This is a genomic window from Streptomyces chattanoogensis (assembly GCF_001294335.1).
Lineage (GTDB): Bacteria > Actinomycetota > Actinomycetes > Streptomycetales > Streptomycetaceae > Streptomyces > Streptomyces chattanoogensis.
The window spans coordinates 1-14,829 of sequence record NZ_LGKG01000152.1; the positions used below are offsets into that span (position 1 = coordinate 1).

Sequence of the window (14,829 nt, forward strand, 5' to 3'; positions counted from 1 at the left end):
CGCGCTGGCCTACCTGTCCCATGAGTACCTCGGCAACGCCTTCGGCACCGTCTACGACATCTCCACCATCGCCATCCTCTGGTTCGCCGGCGCCTCCGCGATGGCCGGTCTGCTGAACCTGATGCCGCAGTACCTGCCGCGCTACGGCATGGCTCCCCACTGGGCACGGGCCGTCCGCCCCATGGTGCTGGTCTTCACCCTCGTCGCGTTCCTGGTGACCTGGATCTTCGACGCCGATGTCGACGCCCAGGGCGGTGCCTACGCCACCGGCGTGCTCGTCCTGATCAGCTCCGCCGCCATCGCCGTGACCATCGCCGCCCGCCGCGCCCGCCAGCGCGGCTGGACCCTCGGCTTCGCCGTCATCTCCCTGGTCTTCCTCTACGTCACCGTCGTGAACGTCATCGAACGTCCCGACGGTGTGAAGATCGGTGCCTGCTTCATCGCCGGCATCATCCTCGTCTCGTTCCTCTCCCGCCTCGCCCGCGCCTTCGAACTGCGGGTGACCAGCGTCGTGCTCGACGACATGGCGGAACGTTTCATCCGCGATATCGCCCACCGCAAGGTCCGCTTCATCGCGAACGAGCCCGACCAGCGGGACGTGGCCGAATACCGCGACAAGCTCCAGCAGATCCGTACCGACAACGATCTCCCGGCGTCCGAGGACTTCATCTTCGTCGAGGTCACCCTCGGCGACCCCTCCGAATTCGAGAGCGAGCTGCGGGTCCGCGGCGAGGTCCTGCACGGCCGCTACCGCATCCTGTGCCTGGAGAGCTCCACCATCTCCAACGCCCTCGCCGCCCTGCTCCTGCACGTACGCGACACGACCGGACAGCGGCCGCACATCTACTTCGAATGGACCGAAGGCAACCCCCTCGCCCAGTTCCTCCGCTTCTTCCTCTTCGGCCAGGGCGAGGTCGCCCCCGTCACCCGCGAGGTCCTGCGCGAGGCCGAACCCGACCGCGAGCGCCGTCCCCGCGTCCACGTCGGCTGACCACCGCACGGCACCCGCTGCACCCCCGACGTCAAGAACGCGCTAAAAATGCACGACGCGACATCAACGGGGTGCCGGCGGGCCCGGCGCCCTCGCGCCTCCCGCCTGGTGTCGCCGGTATGGGACGGCGAACCGCTCCCGCCGTGGCGCCGGACGCCCGGCGGCCGGACGCAGCCGTCGACCGCGTGGCCGCGGGCGACGGGTGGCTGGCGGTACGGGGCCTCATGGGCGAGCGCCGGGTGCGTACCGACGCGCTGGTCTCGGTACGGCGCTGCGGCAGCATCGCCGCGCACCTCGTCCTCCGGGATGAGCACGGTCAGTGGCTGGAACTGGACCTTCATGTCCTGGATGCCAACCCGCTCATCCGGCATCTGCTCGACACCGGCGGCCACCGCTCCATGGAACGCGGCACGCTGCGCCACGGCGAGGACGTGCTGCGGGAGTTGGCGGAGCGCTCGGACGGACAGGAGGCGCGCGCCATCCTCCATGCGTCCGGTCTGCGGTGAGCGGAGCGGCGTCCGGGCGACGCACCACCGCAGCCACGTGCGAACGGCACTACGACGGCCGACCGGCGACCGGAACGGAAGCGGCCGGTAGGGAGACGACCATCGTCAGGCCGCCTCCGGGGGTGTCCTCGGGGGTGAGGGTGCCGCCCATCGCCTCCGTGAGGCCGCGGGAGAGGGCGAGGCCGAGACCGAGGCCGGTGGTGTTGTCGGTGTCGCCCAGTCGCTGGAAGGGCACGAACGCGCGCTCCCAGTCGGTGAGTTGGATGTCGTCATGGAGCCGTATGGAACTGTCATGGAGCCGTCAGGTTCTCCCCGCCCCGCGTCAGGGAAGCGTCAACACGTCGCCGTCGATCCCCCGGCGGGATTTCGATGGAGCACGACATGAACGTGACGCAGGACAAGGAGCACGGCCCCATGCACGGACCCGGCGAAGGGCCGCGCGTCGTGGCCGGTGTGAGCGGTTCGCTGGGCAGCCTCACGGCTCTGCACCGGGCCGCGGCCGAGGCCCGCCGCACCGGTGCCGAACTGTGGGCCGTACTGGCCTGGGAACCGCCCGGTGGCGACATCCCCCACCGCGGCGGGCCGTGCCCCGCATCGCTGGCCGCTTGGCGCCGGATGGCGGGTGAGCGGCTGCTGGACGCCCTCGACGCCGCCTTCGGCAGCGCCGGGCCCGGGGTGCCGCTGGACCCCCTGGTCGTACGCGGCGAACCGGGGAAGGTGCTGCTGGCGGTCGCGGACCGGACCGACGACCTCCTGGTGATCGGTGCGGGCGCCCGCGGCAGACTCCGCCGGGCGATGTGGCCCTCCGTCACCCGCTACTGCGTCGCACGCGCCTGCTGCCCGGTGCTGACCGTGCCGCCCTCCCCTCTGCACCGCGCCTTCGACGCCGTACACCGCCGCAACGTCTGGAAACTCCCCATCGACACCCGGCAGTTGGCGGACTGAGCCTTCCGTCCTCATGTGCCCGTCACCGTTAGGGATGCGTCAATGTCGCGCCCATGACCGTAAGGATGGCGTCAACGAAGGGGGGAACCGGCCACCGGCGCGATTCCCTCTCCTGGTCCGTCCCACCGAGTCCGTTCCACCGGACCCTTCTCACGGGCCACCGCTTCGACCCCTGACCCCACGGGCCCGAGCCCCCGACCAAGACGACACAGAGAGCGGGACCACGTGGCACGCGGCAAGCTTCGCATCTACCTCGGCGCGGCACCGGGCGTCGGCAAGACGTACGCGATGCTGTCCGAGGCGCACCGGCGCGTGGAGCGCGGTACGGACTGTGTGGTCGCCTTCGTCGAGCACCACGACCGGCCGCGCACCGAGGTGATGCTGCACGGCCTGGAGCAGGTCCCGCGCAAGGAGCTGGAGTACCGCGGCACCAGCTTCACCGAGATGGACGTCGACGCCGTCCTGGAGCGCGCCCCCGCCGTCGCCCTCGTCGACGAGCTCCCGCACACGAACATCCCTGGCTCCCGCAACGCCAAACGCTGGCAGGACATCGAGGAACTGCTCGCCGCGGGCATCCACGTCATCTCCACCTGCAACATCCAGCACCTGGAATCCCTCGGCGACATCGTCGAGTCGATCACCGGGATCCGGCAGAAGGAGACCGTCCCCGACGAGGTGGTGCGCCGCGCCGACCAGATCGAACTGGTCGACATGTCGCCCCACGCGCTGCGCCGCCGTATGGCCCACGGCAACATCTACAAGTCCCACAAGGTCGACGCGGCGCTGTCGAACTACTTCCGGCCGGGCAACCTCACCGCGCTGCGCGAGCTGGCGCTGCTGTGGGTGGCCGACCGGGTCGACGAGTACCTCCAGGAGTACCGCAGCGAACACCAGGTCTCGAAGATCTGGGGCTCGCGCGAGCGCATCGTCGTCGGTCTGACGGGCGGCAGCGAGGGCCGGACGCTCATCCGGCGCGCCGCCCGCCTCGCCGAGAAGGGCGCCGGCGGCGAGGTGCTCGCCGTCTACATAGCCCGCAGCGACGGACTGACCTCCGGCTCGCCCAAGGAACTCGCCGTCCAGCGCACCCTCATCGAGGACCTGGGCGGCACCTTCCACCACGTCATGGGCGAGGACATACCCTCCGCCCTCCTGGAATTCTCCCGGGGCGTGAACGCCACCCAGATCGTCCTGGGGACCTCGCGCCGCAAGGCGTGGCAGTACATCTTCGGCCCCGGTGTCGGCGCGACCGTCGCCCGCGACTCCGGCCCCGACCTCGACGTCCACATCGTCACCCACGAGGAGGCCGCCAAGGGCCGCGGGCTGCCCGTCGCCCGCGGCGCGCGGCTGGGCCGGCCCCGGATCATCTGGGGCTGGCTGACCGGGGTGGCGGGGCCTGCGCTGCTCACACTGCCGTTGATGTACGTCGGGGCGGGCCTGGGATTCGCCAACGACGTGCTGCTGTTCCTGACTCTGACGGTGGCTGCGGCGCTGCTGGGCGGGCTGCTTCCGGCGCTGGCGTCGGCCGTGGTCGGCTCTCTCCTGCTGAACTGGTTCTTCACACCGCCCGTGGGCCGCCTCACCATCGCGGACCCCAAGAACATCCTGGCGCTCGTCATCTTCCTGCTGGTGGCGGTCTCGGTCGCCTCCGTCGTCGACGTCGCCGCCCGGCGCACCCACCAGGCCGCCCGGCTGCGCGCCGAGTCGGAGATCCTGTCGTTCCTGGCGGGCAGCGTGCTGCGCGGCGAGACCACCTTGGACGCCCTCCTGGAGCGGGTGCGCGAGACCTTCGCGATGGATGCCGTGGCCCTCCTGGAGCGGGAGACCGAGACGGCCCCCTGGACCTGCTCGGGCAGCGTGGGCGACGCCAGTCCGCTCTCCCGGCCCGAGGACGCGGACGTCGACATGCCCGTCGGCGATCACATGGCGCTCGCGCTGTCGGGCCGGGTCCTGCCCGCCGAGGACCGCCGCGTGCTGGCGGCCTTCGCGGCGCAGGCCGCCGTCGTCCTCGACCGCCAGCGCCTGAAGTCCCAGGCGGACCACGCCCGCAAGCTGGCCGAGGGCAACCGCATCAGGACGGCGCTGCTGGCCGCCGTCAGCCACGACCTGCGCACCCCACTGGCGAGCATCAAGGCCTCCGTCACCTCTCTGCGCTCCGACGACGTCGAATGGTCCGACGAGGACCGGGCCGAACTGCTCGCAGGCATCGAGGAGGGCGCCGACCGCCTCGACCACCTCGTCGGCAACCTGCTGGACATGTCCCGTGTCCAGACCGGCACCGTCACCCCGCTCATCCGCGAGATCGACCTCGACGAAGTGGTGCCGATGGCGCTCGGCGGCGTACCCGAGGACAGCGTGGTGCTCGACATCCCCGAGGCCCTGCCGATGGTCGCCGTCGACCCGGGCCTGCTGGAGCGGTCGGTGGCCAACATCGTCGAGAACGCGGTGAAGTACAGCCCCGACGGCGAGACCGTGCTGGTGTCCGCCAGCACGCTCGGCGACCGCGTCGAAGTGCGCGTGGCCGACCGCGGCCCCGGAGTCCCCGACGACGCCAAGGACCGCATCTTCGAACCCTTCCAGCGCTACGGCGACGTCCCGCGCGGCGCAGGTGTCGGCCTCGGCCTGGCGGTCGCCCGCGGTTTCGCGGAGGCCATCGGAGCCACCCTCACCGCCGAGGACACCCCCGGCGGCGGCATGACCATGGTCCTCACCGTCCCCACCGCCGCCGGCCACCTCCCGGCCCAGCCCGACCTCCCGGCCGCGGTCACGTCGTAACCGGCTCGGTGTGCCCGCGCAGTCGTCGCGGGCGAGCACCGGCAGCTCGACGGGCGACTGGGGATCGATCCTGGTGCAGCGCGGCGATCTCCGGCGCCTGCCCCTCGCGCCGCGAGGGCAGCACGACGGCGGTCATTCCTCGCCGTAGGCCGCCCACCGCCCGGTGGTGAACCGCGAACCCTCCCGCCGGACTTCAACGGCACCCGCTCCGCCGAAGTGTGCAGGGATCAGCAACTCCCGTTCATCCGCGGCACGTTCGAGAATCCGGAGGCGACTGGCCGCCGCCTGTTCCGCATCCAGGCAGAAGCAGCTGTTGCAGGAGGGCTCGAGGATCTGCACCGGGCTGTGCAGCACATCGCCGACGAAGACCGCCCGGTCGGTTCCCGAGGCGAGCCGCAGCACGGACGAGCCCGGTGTGTGGCCGGGCGCGGGCTCCAGGGTGAGATGTTCGTCGATACGGTGGGAGCCTTCCCACAGCAGTACCTGTCCGGCCTGGTGGACGGGGGCGATGCTGTCCTCGTAGATCAGCCGGTCGTCCTCCCGCAGGCCCTTCCCGTACGCATTGTCGGGGCCGAAGTGGAAGTTGTCGGCGGCCGGAACGAGGTACTGGGCGCGGGGGAACGCCGGCACCCATCCGCCCACGACGCCGACGGTGTTCCAGCCGACGTGGTCGGCGTGGAGATGGGTGTTGACGACGACATCGACGTCTTCCGGGCGGACCCCGGCCCGCTCCAGACGGCCGAGGAAGTCGGTCTGCCACTGGTGGAAAAGCGGTGCACCGGGCCGCTCCCGGCCGTTGCCCACCCCGGTGTCGACCAGGACGGTACGCCCGCCGCTGCGCAGTACCCAGGTCTGCACCGCACCCACCAGCCGGCCGCTGTCCGGCTCCCAGTGGTCCGGCGCCAGCCAGTCCCGGTTGTCCCACCACACCTGGGCCGTGGACTCCGGAACGATGTCGCGTGCGGGCGCGATCGGTCCCTGCCACTCGACAACCCTGGTGACCTCGACATCGCCCAGAACGAAGCGCTGCACGTCCGAGAACGCCCCGCCCGCTGCGTTCACCCTGTTCGCTCCCGTCGCTTCGTTGGCTTTGTTGGCTTCGCTCACATCACCCATATCGATCATGTCGCTCGCTTCGTTCGTATCGTTCGTATCGCTCGTCATGTCTTGAGCCTACGAAGGGTGGTTGAGCCCCTCAATACTCATCCAGCTCTCTCGGATACGCATACGTCTCACCTCTGACGTCGTGGATACCCTGGCCCGATGGATGTGGTGAGTGACGCGATCTCGGCCGTACGCGTAGGGGAGCCCTCCTCCAACCGTGTGCGCATGACCGGGAGTTGGTGTATTCGGCTCGCCCCGTATGACGGTGCGGGCTTCCACGTCGTACTGGGGGGCGGCTGTCGGCTGCTGCCCGACGGCGGGGCCCCGATCGAGCTCGGCGCGGGTGACACGGTGCTGCTGCCGCACGGTACGGGGCATGTGATGGCTGACTCCCGTGCCGAGCCGGTGCCCGTGGATCAGGCGGTGCCGTTCGACCGCTGGCTCGACGGTAGGCAGCCGCACCGGCCCCCGGCCGCCCCGGGCGAGGTGGAGCTCCTGTGCGGCAAGTACCGGCTCGACCGCAGCCGGGTGCACCCGCTCATGGCGGAGCTGCCGAAGGTGGTCCACCTGCCCAACCGCGTGGGCAGCCACCCCGAACTCCGCCTGGCCATCGATCTGTTGGGGCGTGAGCTGGACGAGCAGCGGCCCGGCTCCTGCGTCGCGGTGCCCAGTCTGCTCGACCTCCTCCTCGTCTACATCATCCGTTCCTGGATGGCCGAGGGCGCGACCGGAACCTGGCCCGCCGTCCTCGGCGACCCGGTGGCCGCCGTCGCTCTGCGGGCATTGCACTCGGACCCCGCAGCACCGTGGACCAATGACCGTCTGGCCGCCGAGGCGGGCGTCTCCCGCCCCACCCTGGCCCGCCGCTTCACCGCCCTGGTCGGACGGCCCCCGATGGCCTACCTCACCTGGTGGCGTCTCACCCTCGCCGCCACCCTCCTGCGTGACACCCCCGACCCCTTGGCCGCCATCGCCCGTCGCGTCGGCTACGGCACCCCGTACGCCCTCTCGCACGCCTTCAACCGGGAGTTCGGAACCACACCGGGGCGGTACCGGGCGGAGGCCGCCCCTGGGGCCGACGAGGGTGCGGCCTGATCCGTCTTCCTGGGCGATCAGGAGGTGTCCTCCTGGAGGAGCACGTCGAGCCGGCGCTGCGCCGGCCCCAGGGAGCGCCGGCAGCGGCTTAGCCCTTTCCAGGGGTCGCCATGGTCGGACAGGCGGTCGGGGAGGGTGCGCAGGGTCCAGTGTTGTGGGCCGAGCCGCGGGTCGTCGAGTTCGTCCCACTCGAGAGGGGTGGCTACCGGGGCGTGGGGCCGGGCCCGGACGGCGCAGGGGGCCACGGAGGTCTGGGCGTAGGCGTTGCGCTGGGTGTCCAGGTACAGCCGGCCGCGGCGCTTGTTCTTGCGCGCTTCGGTGGTGAGTCTGTCGGGGTGCCGGCCGGCGAGCAGGTCGGCTACCTGGCGGGCGAAGGCGCGCGTGCCGTCGAAGTCGGTGTGCCGGTCCAGGAGCAGGACGAGGTGCAGACCGCGCGAGCCCGTTGTCATCACCGCAGGCTGCAGCCCCAGTTCCGCGGTGAGGAGGTCGCCCAGCTTGCGGGCGGTCCAGCGGACGGTCTCGAAGTCGTCGCCCGGGGGATCCAGATCGAAAACCAGTCGGTCCGGGCAGTTGAGGCTGTCGACGCGGCTGAGCCAGGGGTGCGGCGTGATGCATGCCTGGTCGGCGAGGTAGGCGAGGGTGGCGGCGTCGTCGCAGACCACCATGGTGACGGTCCCGTCCTCCTTGGTGACCTCCTGGCGGTGGATCCAGTCCGGGAAGTAGTCGGGGACGTCCTTGTGGAAGAACGCCTTCCCGCCGTAGCCGTCGGGGTGGCGTTCCATGGCCAGGGGCCGTCCGCGCAGATGGGTCAGCATGGGGCGGGAGACGGCGCGGTAGTAGTCGATCAGTTCGGCCTTGGTGATCCCGTCGTCGGGGAAGAGTTCCTTGTCCGGACGGGAGATCGCGATGGTGCGGTCCCCGACTCGAACGGTGTCGTCCTCCGTACTCACCGTTTCTCCCTTCCTCCTTCGTGCGGGTGCGTCGGTGCGCCGACCGGCGCACCGGGGATGGCGCAGTACCCTCCCGTCCAGCTTGCGCCACTTGCCGCCCCCCGGCACCCGCTCCCGGGCAGCGGGCCGCCCCGGAAGCACCGGAAGTGCACTGCGGCCCCGTGGCCGCTCGCCCTTCCGCCGGACCGGCCCTATGCCTTGGCCCCCGGCTTGCACGCGTAGGTGCCCAGCAGCTGCGGGCCGGACCCCTGGGCGGCGAGGTCGTCACCGGGATTGGCCATCGCGCAGCGCTCGAGGGAGAGGCAACCGCACCCGATGCACTCGGCGAACCTGTCGCGGAGCTGCTGGAGTTGGAGGATCCGCAGCTCGAGTCCGGCCTGCCAGCGCTCGGACAGCCGCTGCCGGCAGGGCCGTTCCGGGGTGGCCCTCGGCCGGGGACGGCGACCTGTCTCCCGGCTCGGCGGGCTCATGTGCGGCGGCGACGGCCGCGGGCTCGGCCAGGCGGTCGGCCGGTTCGGCCACCACCTCCCGGGCGCTCGCGCATCCTGTGGTCGTCAGGGCATGCCTGGGCGGCAGGGGTGGCGGTCATCGGCCGTGCCTGGCGCGGTCGAAGTGGGCCTGTACGGTGGCGCGGGCGATGGCGTAGGCGGCCCGCTCGGCCTGCTGATTGGGGCCGACGAAGCGGTTGTGATGCATGTGCAGCAGCGAGGCCAGCGCGTCGGAGGGCGTGCACCAGGAGTCGGAGCCCAGCTCGCGCAGCCTGCGGCCGTAAGCCGCCACCGCCCGCTCCCTCCGTGCCCACGCCGCGCGCAGCGCCGCGCCCTGGGGCGCCGAGGCGGGCCAGCCGCGCTCGCCGCCGGGGTCGATGACGGCCAGTGCCTGGCGGCGTCGGTTGTGGAATTCCCGGTGTGCCTCGGGTGTCCTGGCGATGTTCTCCCGCAGCCAGGTCGCCCAGGCGGGGGTGTCGGAACGGGCAGCGCCGCCATCGGGCCCGTGGCCACCAGGCAACCCGTTGTCACCAGGCAACCCGTCATCACCCGGCAACCCATCCTCGAGGAAGGCACGTACGAGCGCCACATGGCCGGCCGCCGCCAGCAGAAGGGGCTCGGGGCCGGTCCGGGTGGTGCGCAGCAGGCGCAGTTGTTCCAGGGCGACGGTGCTGTCGGCACAGAAGGCGTGCTCGGCGGCCGCGATGGCCCGGGGGCCGCCGTAGCGTTCCAGCTCCGGGTCGTAGGTGTCGAGGGCAAGCCGGCGCGTCAGCCGGTTCCGGCGCAGGAATGCGGCGAAGTCATGGACCAGCGGCAGCAGTTCACCGGAGAGCACGGTGGCCGGGGCATGGAAGCGCAGCCGCAGGTGCGGGCCGTCGGCGTCGCTGTAGCGGAGGAAGAACCAGCGGTCCACCTGCGGCGGCAGTGCGTCGATGAGCCGGGGCAGGTGGGTGGCGAGCACCTCCTCCTGGAGCTCCGTGGAGCAGTACACCGTCGCGTGCAGCCACTCGCCGCCGGGCAGGTGCTCCATGGGGCCGGTGCGCAGCCGTACCGGACGTACGCTGTCGTCGGCCGCGGCCGGGTCGTCGGCCGCGGCCGGGTCGCCGGCTGCGGGGCGCCTGGCCACCAGGGGAAAAACCACTTCCGCGCGGTGGGCCCCGTCGGGTCCGGCCAGCCAGCCGTCCCCGCAGCCGGCGTGGTGGGGCACTTCCTGGAGCACGGCCTGAGGGCGGCGGCCGAGTTCGTGGCGCAGCAGCCTGCGGTGCACCGGAAGGCCGAGATCCAGTTCCAGGTACCGGTCCGCGGTGGCGACACGCACCTGCCGCGGGACCCGCCAGCGTTCCCGCCACCCCTCCAGTGCGGCCGTCCAGTCCTCGAACGCGCCGTGCGGGTCGCGGAGTTCGTCCCCCGGGCGCCAGATGGCCGGCGCCAGCACGGTACGGCCGTAGCGCACCCGGGGCAGCCAGGGCAGCACTCCCGCACCCGCCCAGTCCCACCCGTGCAGGGCACGCACGCCCGACTGGGCGATCTCGCCCAGGAACCGGACCGTGTTCGGCGTGGTCCACTTCGGGTCGAGGACGTGGAAGCACGCCGGCGCCACCCGGCGTCCGGTGCCGGCATGGACCAGGAACAGCCGCTCGGTGTCCGCGCCGACGACGAGGTCGGCCAGGTCCACTGACGCCGGATCGTCGCGTCCGGCGAAGGCCGCCACCGGGAGCGCCCGCTCCAGCCAGCGCGGCACCTGCGCCACATTGCCGCCGCGCGCCAGGCCCGGCGGGACACTGACCTGCACCCGCAGCGCCTCCTGCGGCGCCGGTCCGGCCGTACGGGCCAGCTGCCGCAGCTGCTCGCGCGCCGGCGCCGGCAACAAGTGGGCGAACCGTCCGGCCATCGCCCCGGCCTGCCCCGAGCCGCCTGCCAGGACCAGACGGAAGTGACCCGCCGCCAGCCGCTCGGGGGACTCGGCCAGCAACTGCGCGCAGATCTCCACCGAGTCCGGCGTCCGCCCACCGCCGTGGGCGAACCGGGCCGGCAGCGGATGGTTCTCGTCCAGGACGACCTCGTGCCGCCCGGTCAGCGCGGCCTCCTGCGCCAGGGCGGCCAGGGCGCGGTCCCGCTCCGCGTCCGCGGACGGCGCGGGCGGGGTACGGGGGCCGGGCGGGCAGCGGTATCCGGCCGGGGGGCCCAGGCCCGTATCCGCATCGAGCAGTTCGGTCACCGGGACCAGGCGCCCGGCTCCGTACCGCCGGAGGAACTCGGCATGGTAGCCGCGCAGCCGGTCCGGTCCCGGCTCGGCGGGCGAAAGCCGCCACAACAGCCCGGCCGCCGCCTCCATCTCCTCGGCCACCACCGGCGGCAGCTGCACCTCGACGTCCAGCGCCAGATCCACCTGCAGCAGCCGCTCCCCGCCGCGCAGCTCCCGCATCCGCGCGCACACCGCCGCGTGCGCGCGCCCACCCTGCCCCAGCGGCCGGGCCGTATAGTCGGCCACCCCGTCGCGCACCTCCCGCAGCCGGGCGAGCTCGGGAAGCTCCGCCTCGGGGACCTTCGCCAGCACCCGCAGTACGTGCCCCAGCGGATCGGCCGCCTCCAGCGGCGGGCGCGCCTCGCTGAGCAGCATCTCCCGGGCGACCAGCTGGACCAGCATCGCCTCGATGGCCCCCGGCTGCACCCCGGGCATCCGTGCACCCAACCGTTCGGCCAGCTCCCCGCAGGGCACCGGAGTACGGGCCCAGCGCACCACTGCGGCCACCGCCGCGGTATGCCGCACGCTGACCTCCTGCACCGCGGCGGCGCCGGGCTGTTCGGCCGCGTCGGTCTGCGGGACGTACGGCAGCACCAGCCGGTCCCCGCGCACAAAGCACAGGTTGTTGACCACCACCCGCAGCCGCCGCAGCACACCCGGCCGCCGCTCGAAGCCGGCGACCAGGCCCGTCAGCCACTCCCAGTCCGGGCGCGCCCCGCGACGGTGAGCCGCACCCCAGCGCACCTTCACCGCACCGGGCTGCGCGGCGAACTGCACCGGCGCCACCCCTGCCATCAGCCCGAACGGGGTCGCCCGCGTGGCCATCCGCACCCGGTAGCCGGCCAGGGCCCGCACCGCCCGCCGCAGGTCCTTCACCCGTGGCCCGGCCCCCGGCGGCGCGGGCCCGGTCAGCTCCTGTACCTTCTGCGCCAACGACGGGCTGGCCACCGCCACCGCCTCGGTCACGAGCGGATCCGACACCAGCTCCCGCAACAGGCCCGTCAGCGCTGCGGCGTCCCTGTCCTCGGCGGCAGCGCCGGAACCGGAGGACGCACCCCACGGCGCCCGGCCCTGGTCGCGCCCGCCCGCCGGAGGCACCGGATGCACGGGAGCCCGCAGCATCCCCGCCTCCGCGCACCGGAACAACGCCCCGTCACCCACGCGCTCACCCTCCCGGCTCCCGCAGCGGCGGGGGACCACTGTTCGTCCGGCGCAGCCGGCCGGCCGCCGCGAGGGGCGACCGGCCGGCCTGGCCTGCCCGGGGCAGGAGCGTCAGTGGCCGGGCTTCCCGCATTGCCAAATCGAGAGATTGCAGTCGATGAGTCCGGTGACGACCCGCTCCTCCTCGGGCTTTTCCGCGGTCCGGATCTCGCGCACATCCAGGTCGAGGTCCAGGACCTCGTCGGGGCTAACGTGTGCATCGGTGGCGTTCTGAGTCATCTGCTCAGCCTCCTTCAGGAGAGAGGTGAAGGTGCTGTAACCCGTCTGACAGTCGCAGCCCGTCAGAAGCCCAGGACGAAAAGCGCCACCGCGCGAGCACAGCACCGTCCGTACGAACAACTCTCCTCAGCAAAAGAGCTGTTGAGTGTTCGCGTACATACGCATGCCCGTGCGGCATAGGACGCCATACGCTAGGCAGACCAATACCACACTAACTGGTGAATGCCGTTATGGTTGGATTCCATGCGGTATGTCGGAATGTTACCGTTCAGTACCCCACCGGCCGCACCACTCCCGTCTCGTACGCGAAGACCGCCGCCTGGGTGCGGTCGCGCAGGCCCAGCTTGACCAGGATGCGGCTGACGTGGGTCTTCACGGTCTGTTCGGCCACGACCAGGCAGGTGGCTATTTCGGCGTTGGACAGACCCTGGGCGATGAGGGCGAGGACCTCGGTCTCGCGCTCCGTGAGGTGGTCGGCGCGGCACTTCGCGGGGGCGCGGGGGGCGCCGGTCAGGCGGGAGAACTCGGTGATGAGGCGTTTGGTGACGGTGGGGGCCAGGAGGGCGTCGCCCGCGGCCACCACCCGTACCGCGTGGGCGAGTTCGGCGGCGGAGGCGTCCTTCAGGAGAAAGCCGGAGGCGCCCGCGCGGAGCGCCTCGTAGACGTACTCGTCCAGGTCGAACGTGGTCAGGACGAGGACCTTGACGGTGGCGTCGGCGGGTGCGGTGAGGCGGCGGGTGGCCTCGATGCCGCCGAGTCCGGGCATGCGGATGTCCATCAGGACGACGTCGGGGGTCAGTTCGGCGACCTTGGCGACGGCGTCGTTGCCGTCCACGGCCTGGCCGACGACCTCGATGTCGGGTTCGGCGTTGAGCAGCACCGTGAAGCCCTGGCGGACCATCATCTGGTCGTCGGCGATCAGGACGCGGATGGGGGGCCCGGAGAGGGCGGGTGGGGTGGGTGTCATGTGGGGATTTCTGCCGGAGGCGGGGTGGTCGGGAGGACGGCGGTCACTTCGTAGCCGCCGTCGGGGGTGGGGCCGGTGGCCAGGTCGCCGCCGAGCATGGTGGTGCGTTCGCGCATACCGAGGAGGCCGTGGCCGGTGCCCGGGGAGGGCGGGGCGGGGCCGTCGGGGGCGGTGTTGGTGATGCGCACGGTGAGACCGGCGGGGTGGTGGCCGATGTCCACCCGTACCCGGGCTCCGGGGGCGTGGCGCATGGCGTTGCTGAGGGCCTCCTGGACGATACGGAAGGCGGAGAGCTCGAGGCCCGGGGGGAGCGGGCGGGGGTCCCCGGTGGTGCGGGTGGTGACGGAGAGTCCGGTGGCGCGGACATTGGCGACCAGGTCGCCGAGGTGGGCCAGGGTGGGTTGCGGGGCATGCCGGGCGCTCTCCGGCGCGGGGTCCTCGGAGCGCAGCACGCCGAGCACCCGGCGGAGTTCGGTGAGGGCGTCGACCGCGTTCTGGCGGATGCCGGTGAGATTGTCCTTCAGCTCGTCGGAGGGGTTGTCGGCCAGGTGCGGGGCGACCTGCGCCTGGATGGAGATGACGGACATGTGGTGGGCGACCACGTCATGGAGCTCGCGGGCGATGCGCTGGCGTTCCTCGAGGAGGGTGCGCCGGGCCCGTTCCTCGGCGGTGAGTTCCTCCTGGGCGACCAGTTCCGTACGGGCCACTTGGCGGCCGCGCAGCAAGGTGCCGACGAGGACGGAGACCGCGAGGACGATGACGAGGGAGAGGAGGGGTTCGTCGACGTGGCCCGTGGTGACGATGCCGCAGACCAGGCTCGTCAGCACGGTCAGCACCAGCACCTCGGCCGCGACCCGGGGACGGACCCGCAGCGCCAGCAGGAACAGCAGCACGGCCTGCATGGCGAGTTCGGGCCCGGCCCAGGGGAAGGGCGGCTCGGTGGGGTCGAAGGGCACCGGTACCGCGGACGCCTCGGCCACGACCGCGGCCACGACCACGCCGCCCGTCGACGCCCACCAGGCCAGGACGGGGCGGAACAGTACGACGACGAGCGCCGCCGAACGGATCGCGGCGAGCAGAATGGCGAACGGCGCGCTCATGCCGTGGTCGGCGTACTGGTTCGCATAAAAGGCCAGCAGGGACACCGCGAACAGCAGCAGGGGCACCACGATCGCCGGTCGCCAGTCCAGCCAGCGCGGCCGCAGGGCGGTGCCGGCCAACGGATCGTCCAGCGCCGTCGTCCACAGGTCCTCGCGCAGATTGCCCGGCACCGCCCGTAGGGCCGCCACCGGCCGCGCCGTTCTCTCCCCCCGATGCATAGCCGTC

The 14,829-nt window shown here is 72.2% G+C and carries 12 protein-coding genes and 1 pseudogene; 5 read left to right on the plus strand and 8 right to left on the minus strand.

Annotation, left to right across the window (positions count from 1 at the left end; all coding sequences use genetic code 11):
- Both ADL29_RS25870 and ADL29_RS25875 read left to right on the plus strand, forming a co-directional pair.
- The coding region (locus ADL29_RS25870; RefSeq protein WP_483855168.1) for an APC family permease at positions 1-991 on the plus strand (991 nt) is incomplete at its 5' end.
- 119 nt (positions 992-1,110) lie between these two features.
- Positions 1,111-1,497 carry a hypothetical protein gene (locus tag ADL29_RS25875; RefSeq protein ID WP_063788539.1) on the plus strand — a complete coding sequence of 129 codons (387 nt, stop codon included), beginning with the start codon at positions 1,111-1,113 and terminating at the stop codon, positions 1,495-1,497.
- 49 nt (positions 1,498-1,546) lie between these two features.
- Here ADL29_RS25875 and ADL29_RS25880 read toward each other — a convergent pair.
- Positions 1,547-1,753: pseudogene (locus tag ADL29_RS25880) on the minus strand (sensor histidine kinase); the annotation flags it as partial.
- 125 nt (positions 1,754-1,878) lie between these two features.
- On the opposite strand from ADL29_RS25880, the gene ADL29_RS25885 reads away from it, so the two are divergent.
- Positions 1,879-2,442 (plus strand): universal stress protein, encoded by a 564-nt coding sequence (locus tag ADL29_RS25885; protein ID WP_245689635.1) that lies wholly within the window; start codon positions 1,879-1,881, stop codon positions 2,440-2,442.
- Positions 2,443-2,667: 225 nt separating this feature from the next.
- Entirely contained in the window at positions 2,668-5,214 is a 2,547-nt protein-coding gene (locus ADL29_RS25890) for a sensor histidine kinase (protein WP_053926002.1), read from the plus strand.
- A gap of 132 nt (positions 5,215-5,346) precedes the next feature.
- On the opposite strand, the gene ADL29_RS25895 is transcribed toward ADL29_RS25890, so the two are convergent.
- A complete protein-coding gene (locus ADL29_RS25895) occupies positions 5,347-6,378 on the minus strand; it encodes an MBL fold metallo-hydrolase (RefSeq protein WP_245689636.1) in 1,032 nt (343 codons plus the stop codon).
- A gap of 99 nt (positions 6,379-6,477) precedes the next feature.
- Here ADL29_RS25895 and ADL29_RS25900 point away from each other — a divergent pair, with 99 nt between their 5' ends.
- On the plus strand, positions 6,478-7,413 hold the full coding sequence (locus tag ADL29_RS25900) for an AraC family transcriptional regulator (protein WP_053926003.1): 936 nt from the start codon (positions 6,478-6,480) through the stop codon (positions 7,411-7,413).
- A 17-nt stretch (positions 7,414-7,430) separates the two neighbouring features.
- Here ADL29_RS25900 and ligD read toward each other — a convergent pair whose 3' ends face one another.
- The 6 genes from ligD to ADL29_RS25930 all read right to left on the minus strand — a co-directional run bounded on the left by ligD (position 7,431) and on the right by ADL29_RS25930 (position 14,822).
- Complete coding sequence (gene ligD, locus ADL29_RS25905) at positions 7,431-8,363, minus strand: non-homologous end-joining DNA ligase (protein ID WP_053926004.1); 933 nt, start codon at positions 8,361-8,363, stop codon at positions 7,431-7,433.
- A gap of 191 nt (positions 8,364-8,554) precedes the next feature.
- Positions 8,555-8,833 (minus strand): MerR family transcriptional regulator, encoded by a 279-nt coding sequence (locus tag ADL29_RS44640; protein ID WP_053926005.1) that lies wholly within the window; start codon positions 8,831-8,833, stop codon positions 8,555-8,557.
- A 115-nt stretch (positions 8,834-8,948) separates the two neighbouring features.
- Complete coding sequence (locus tag ADL29_RS25915) at positions 8,949-12,218, minus strand: lantibiotic dehydratase (protein ID WP_053926006.1); 3,270 nt, start codon at positions 12,216-12,218, stop codon at positions 8,949-8,951.
- 150 nt (positions 12,219-12,368) lie between these two features.
- On the minus strand, positions 12,369-12,536 hold the full coding sequence (locus ADL29_RS43695) for a hypothetical protein (protein ID WP_157878581.1): 168 nt from the start codon (positions 12,534-12,536) through the stop codon (positions 12,369-12,371).
- Between the two features lie 268 nt (positions 12,537-12,804).
- Positions 12,805-13,503 carry a response regulator gene (locus ADL29_RS25925; RefSeq protein ID WP_053926008.1) on the minus strand — a complete coding sequence of 233 codons (699 nt, stop codon included), beginning with the start codon at positions 13,501-13,503 and terminating at the stop codon, positions 12,805-12,807.
- Complete coding sequence (locus ADL29_RS25930) at positions 13,500-14,822, minus strand: sensor histidine kinase (protein WP_053926009.1); 1,323 nt, start codon at positions 14,820-14,822, stop codon at positions 13,500-13,502. The genes ADL29_RS25925 and ADL29_RS25930 overlap by 4 nt, the downstream gene beginning before the upstream one ends.
- Positions 14,823-14,829 lie beyond the last annotated feature (7 nt).

Coding starts and splice junctions, on each gene's coding strand:
- ADL29_RS43695 (WP_157878581.1), bottom strand. CDS start 12,536: ATGACTCAGAACGCCACCGATGCACACGTTAGCCCCGACGAGGTCCTG.
- ADL29_RS25875 (WP_063788539.1), top strand. CDS start 1,111: ATGGGACGGCGAACCGCTCCCGCCGTGGCGCCGGACGCCCGGCGGCCG.
- ADL29_RS44640 (WP_053926005.1), bottom strand. CDS start 8,833: ATGAGCCCGCCGAGCCGGGAGACAGGTCGCCGTCCCCGGCCGAGGGCC.
- ADL29_RS25895 (WP_245689636.1), bottom strand. CDS start 6,378: ATGACGAGCGATACGAACGATACGAACGAAGCGAGCGACATGATCGAT.
- ADL29_RS25930 (WP_053926009.1), bottom strand. CDS start 14,822: ATGCATCGGGGGGAGAGAACGGCGCGGCCGGTGGCGGCCCTACGGGCG.
- ADL29_RS25915 (WP_053926006.1), bottom strand. CDS start 12,218: ATGCTGCGGGCTCCCGTGCATCCGGTGCCTCCGGCGGGCGGGCGCGAC.
- ADL29_RS25885 (WP_245689635.1), top strand. CDS start 1,879: ATGAACGTGACGCAGGACAAGGAGCACGGCCCCATGCACGGACCCGGC.
- ADL29_RS25925 (WP_053926008.1), bottom strand. CDS start 13,503: ATGACACCCACCCCACCCGCCCTCTCCGGGCCCCCCATCCGCGTCCTG.
- ADL29_RS25900 (WP_053926003.1), top strand. CDS start 6,478: ATGGATGTGGTGAGTGACGCGATCTCGGCCGTACGCGTAGGGGAGCCC.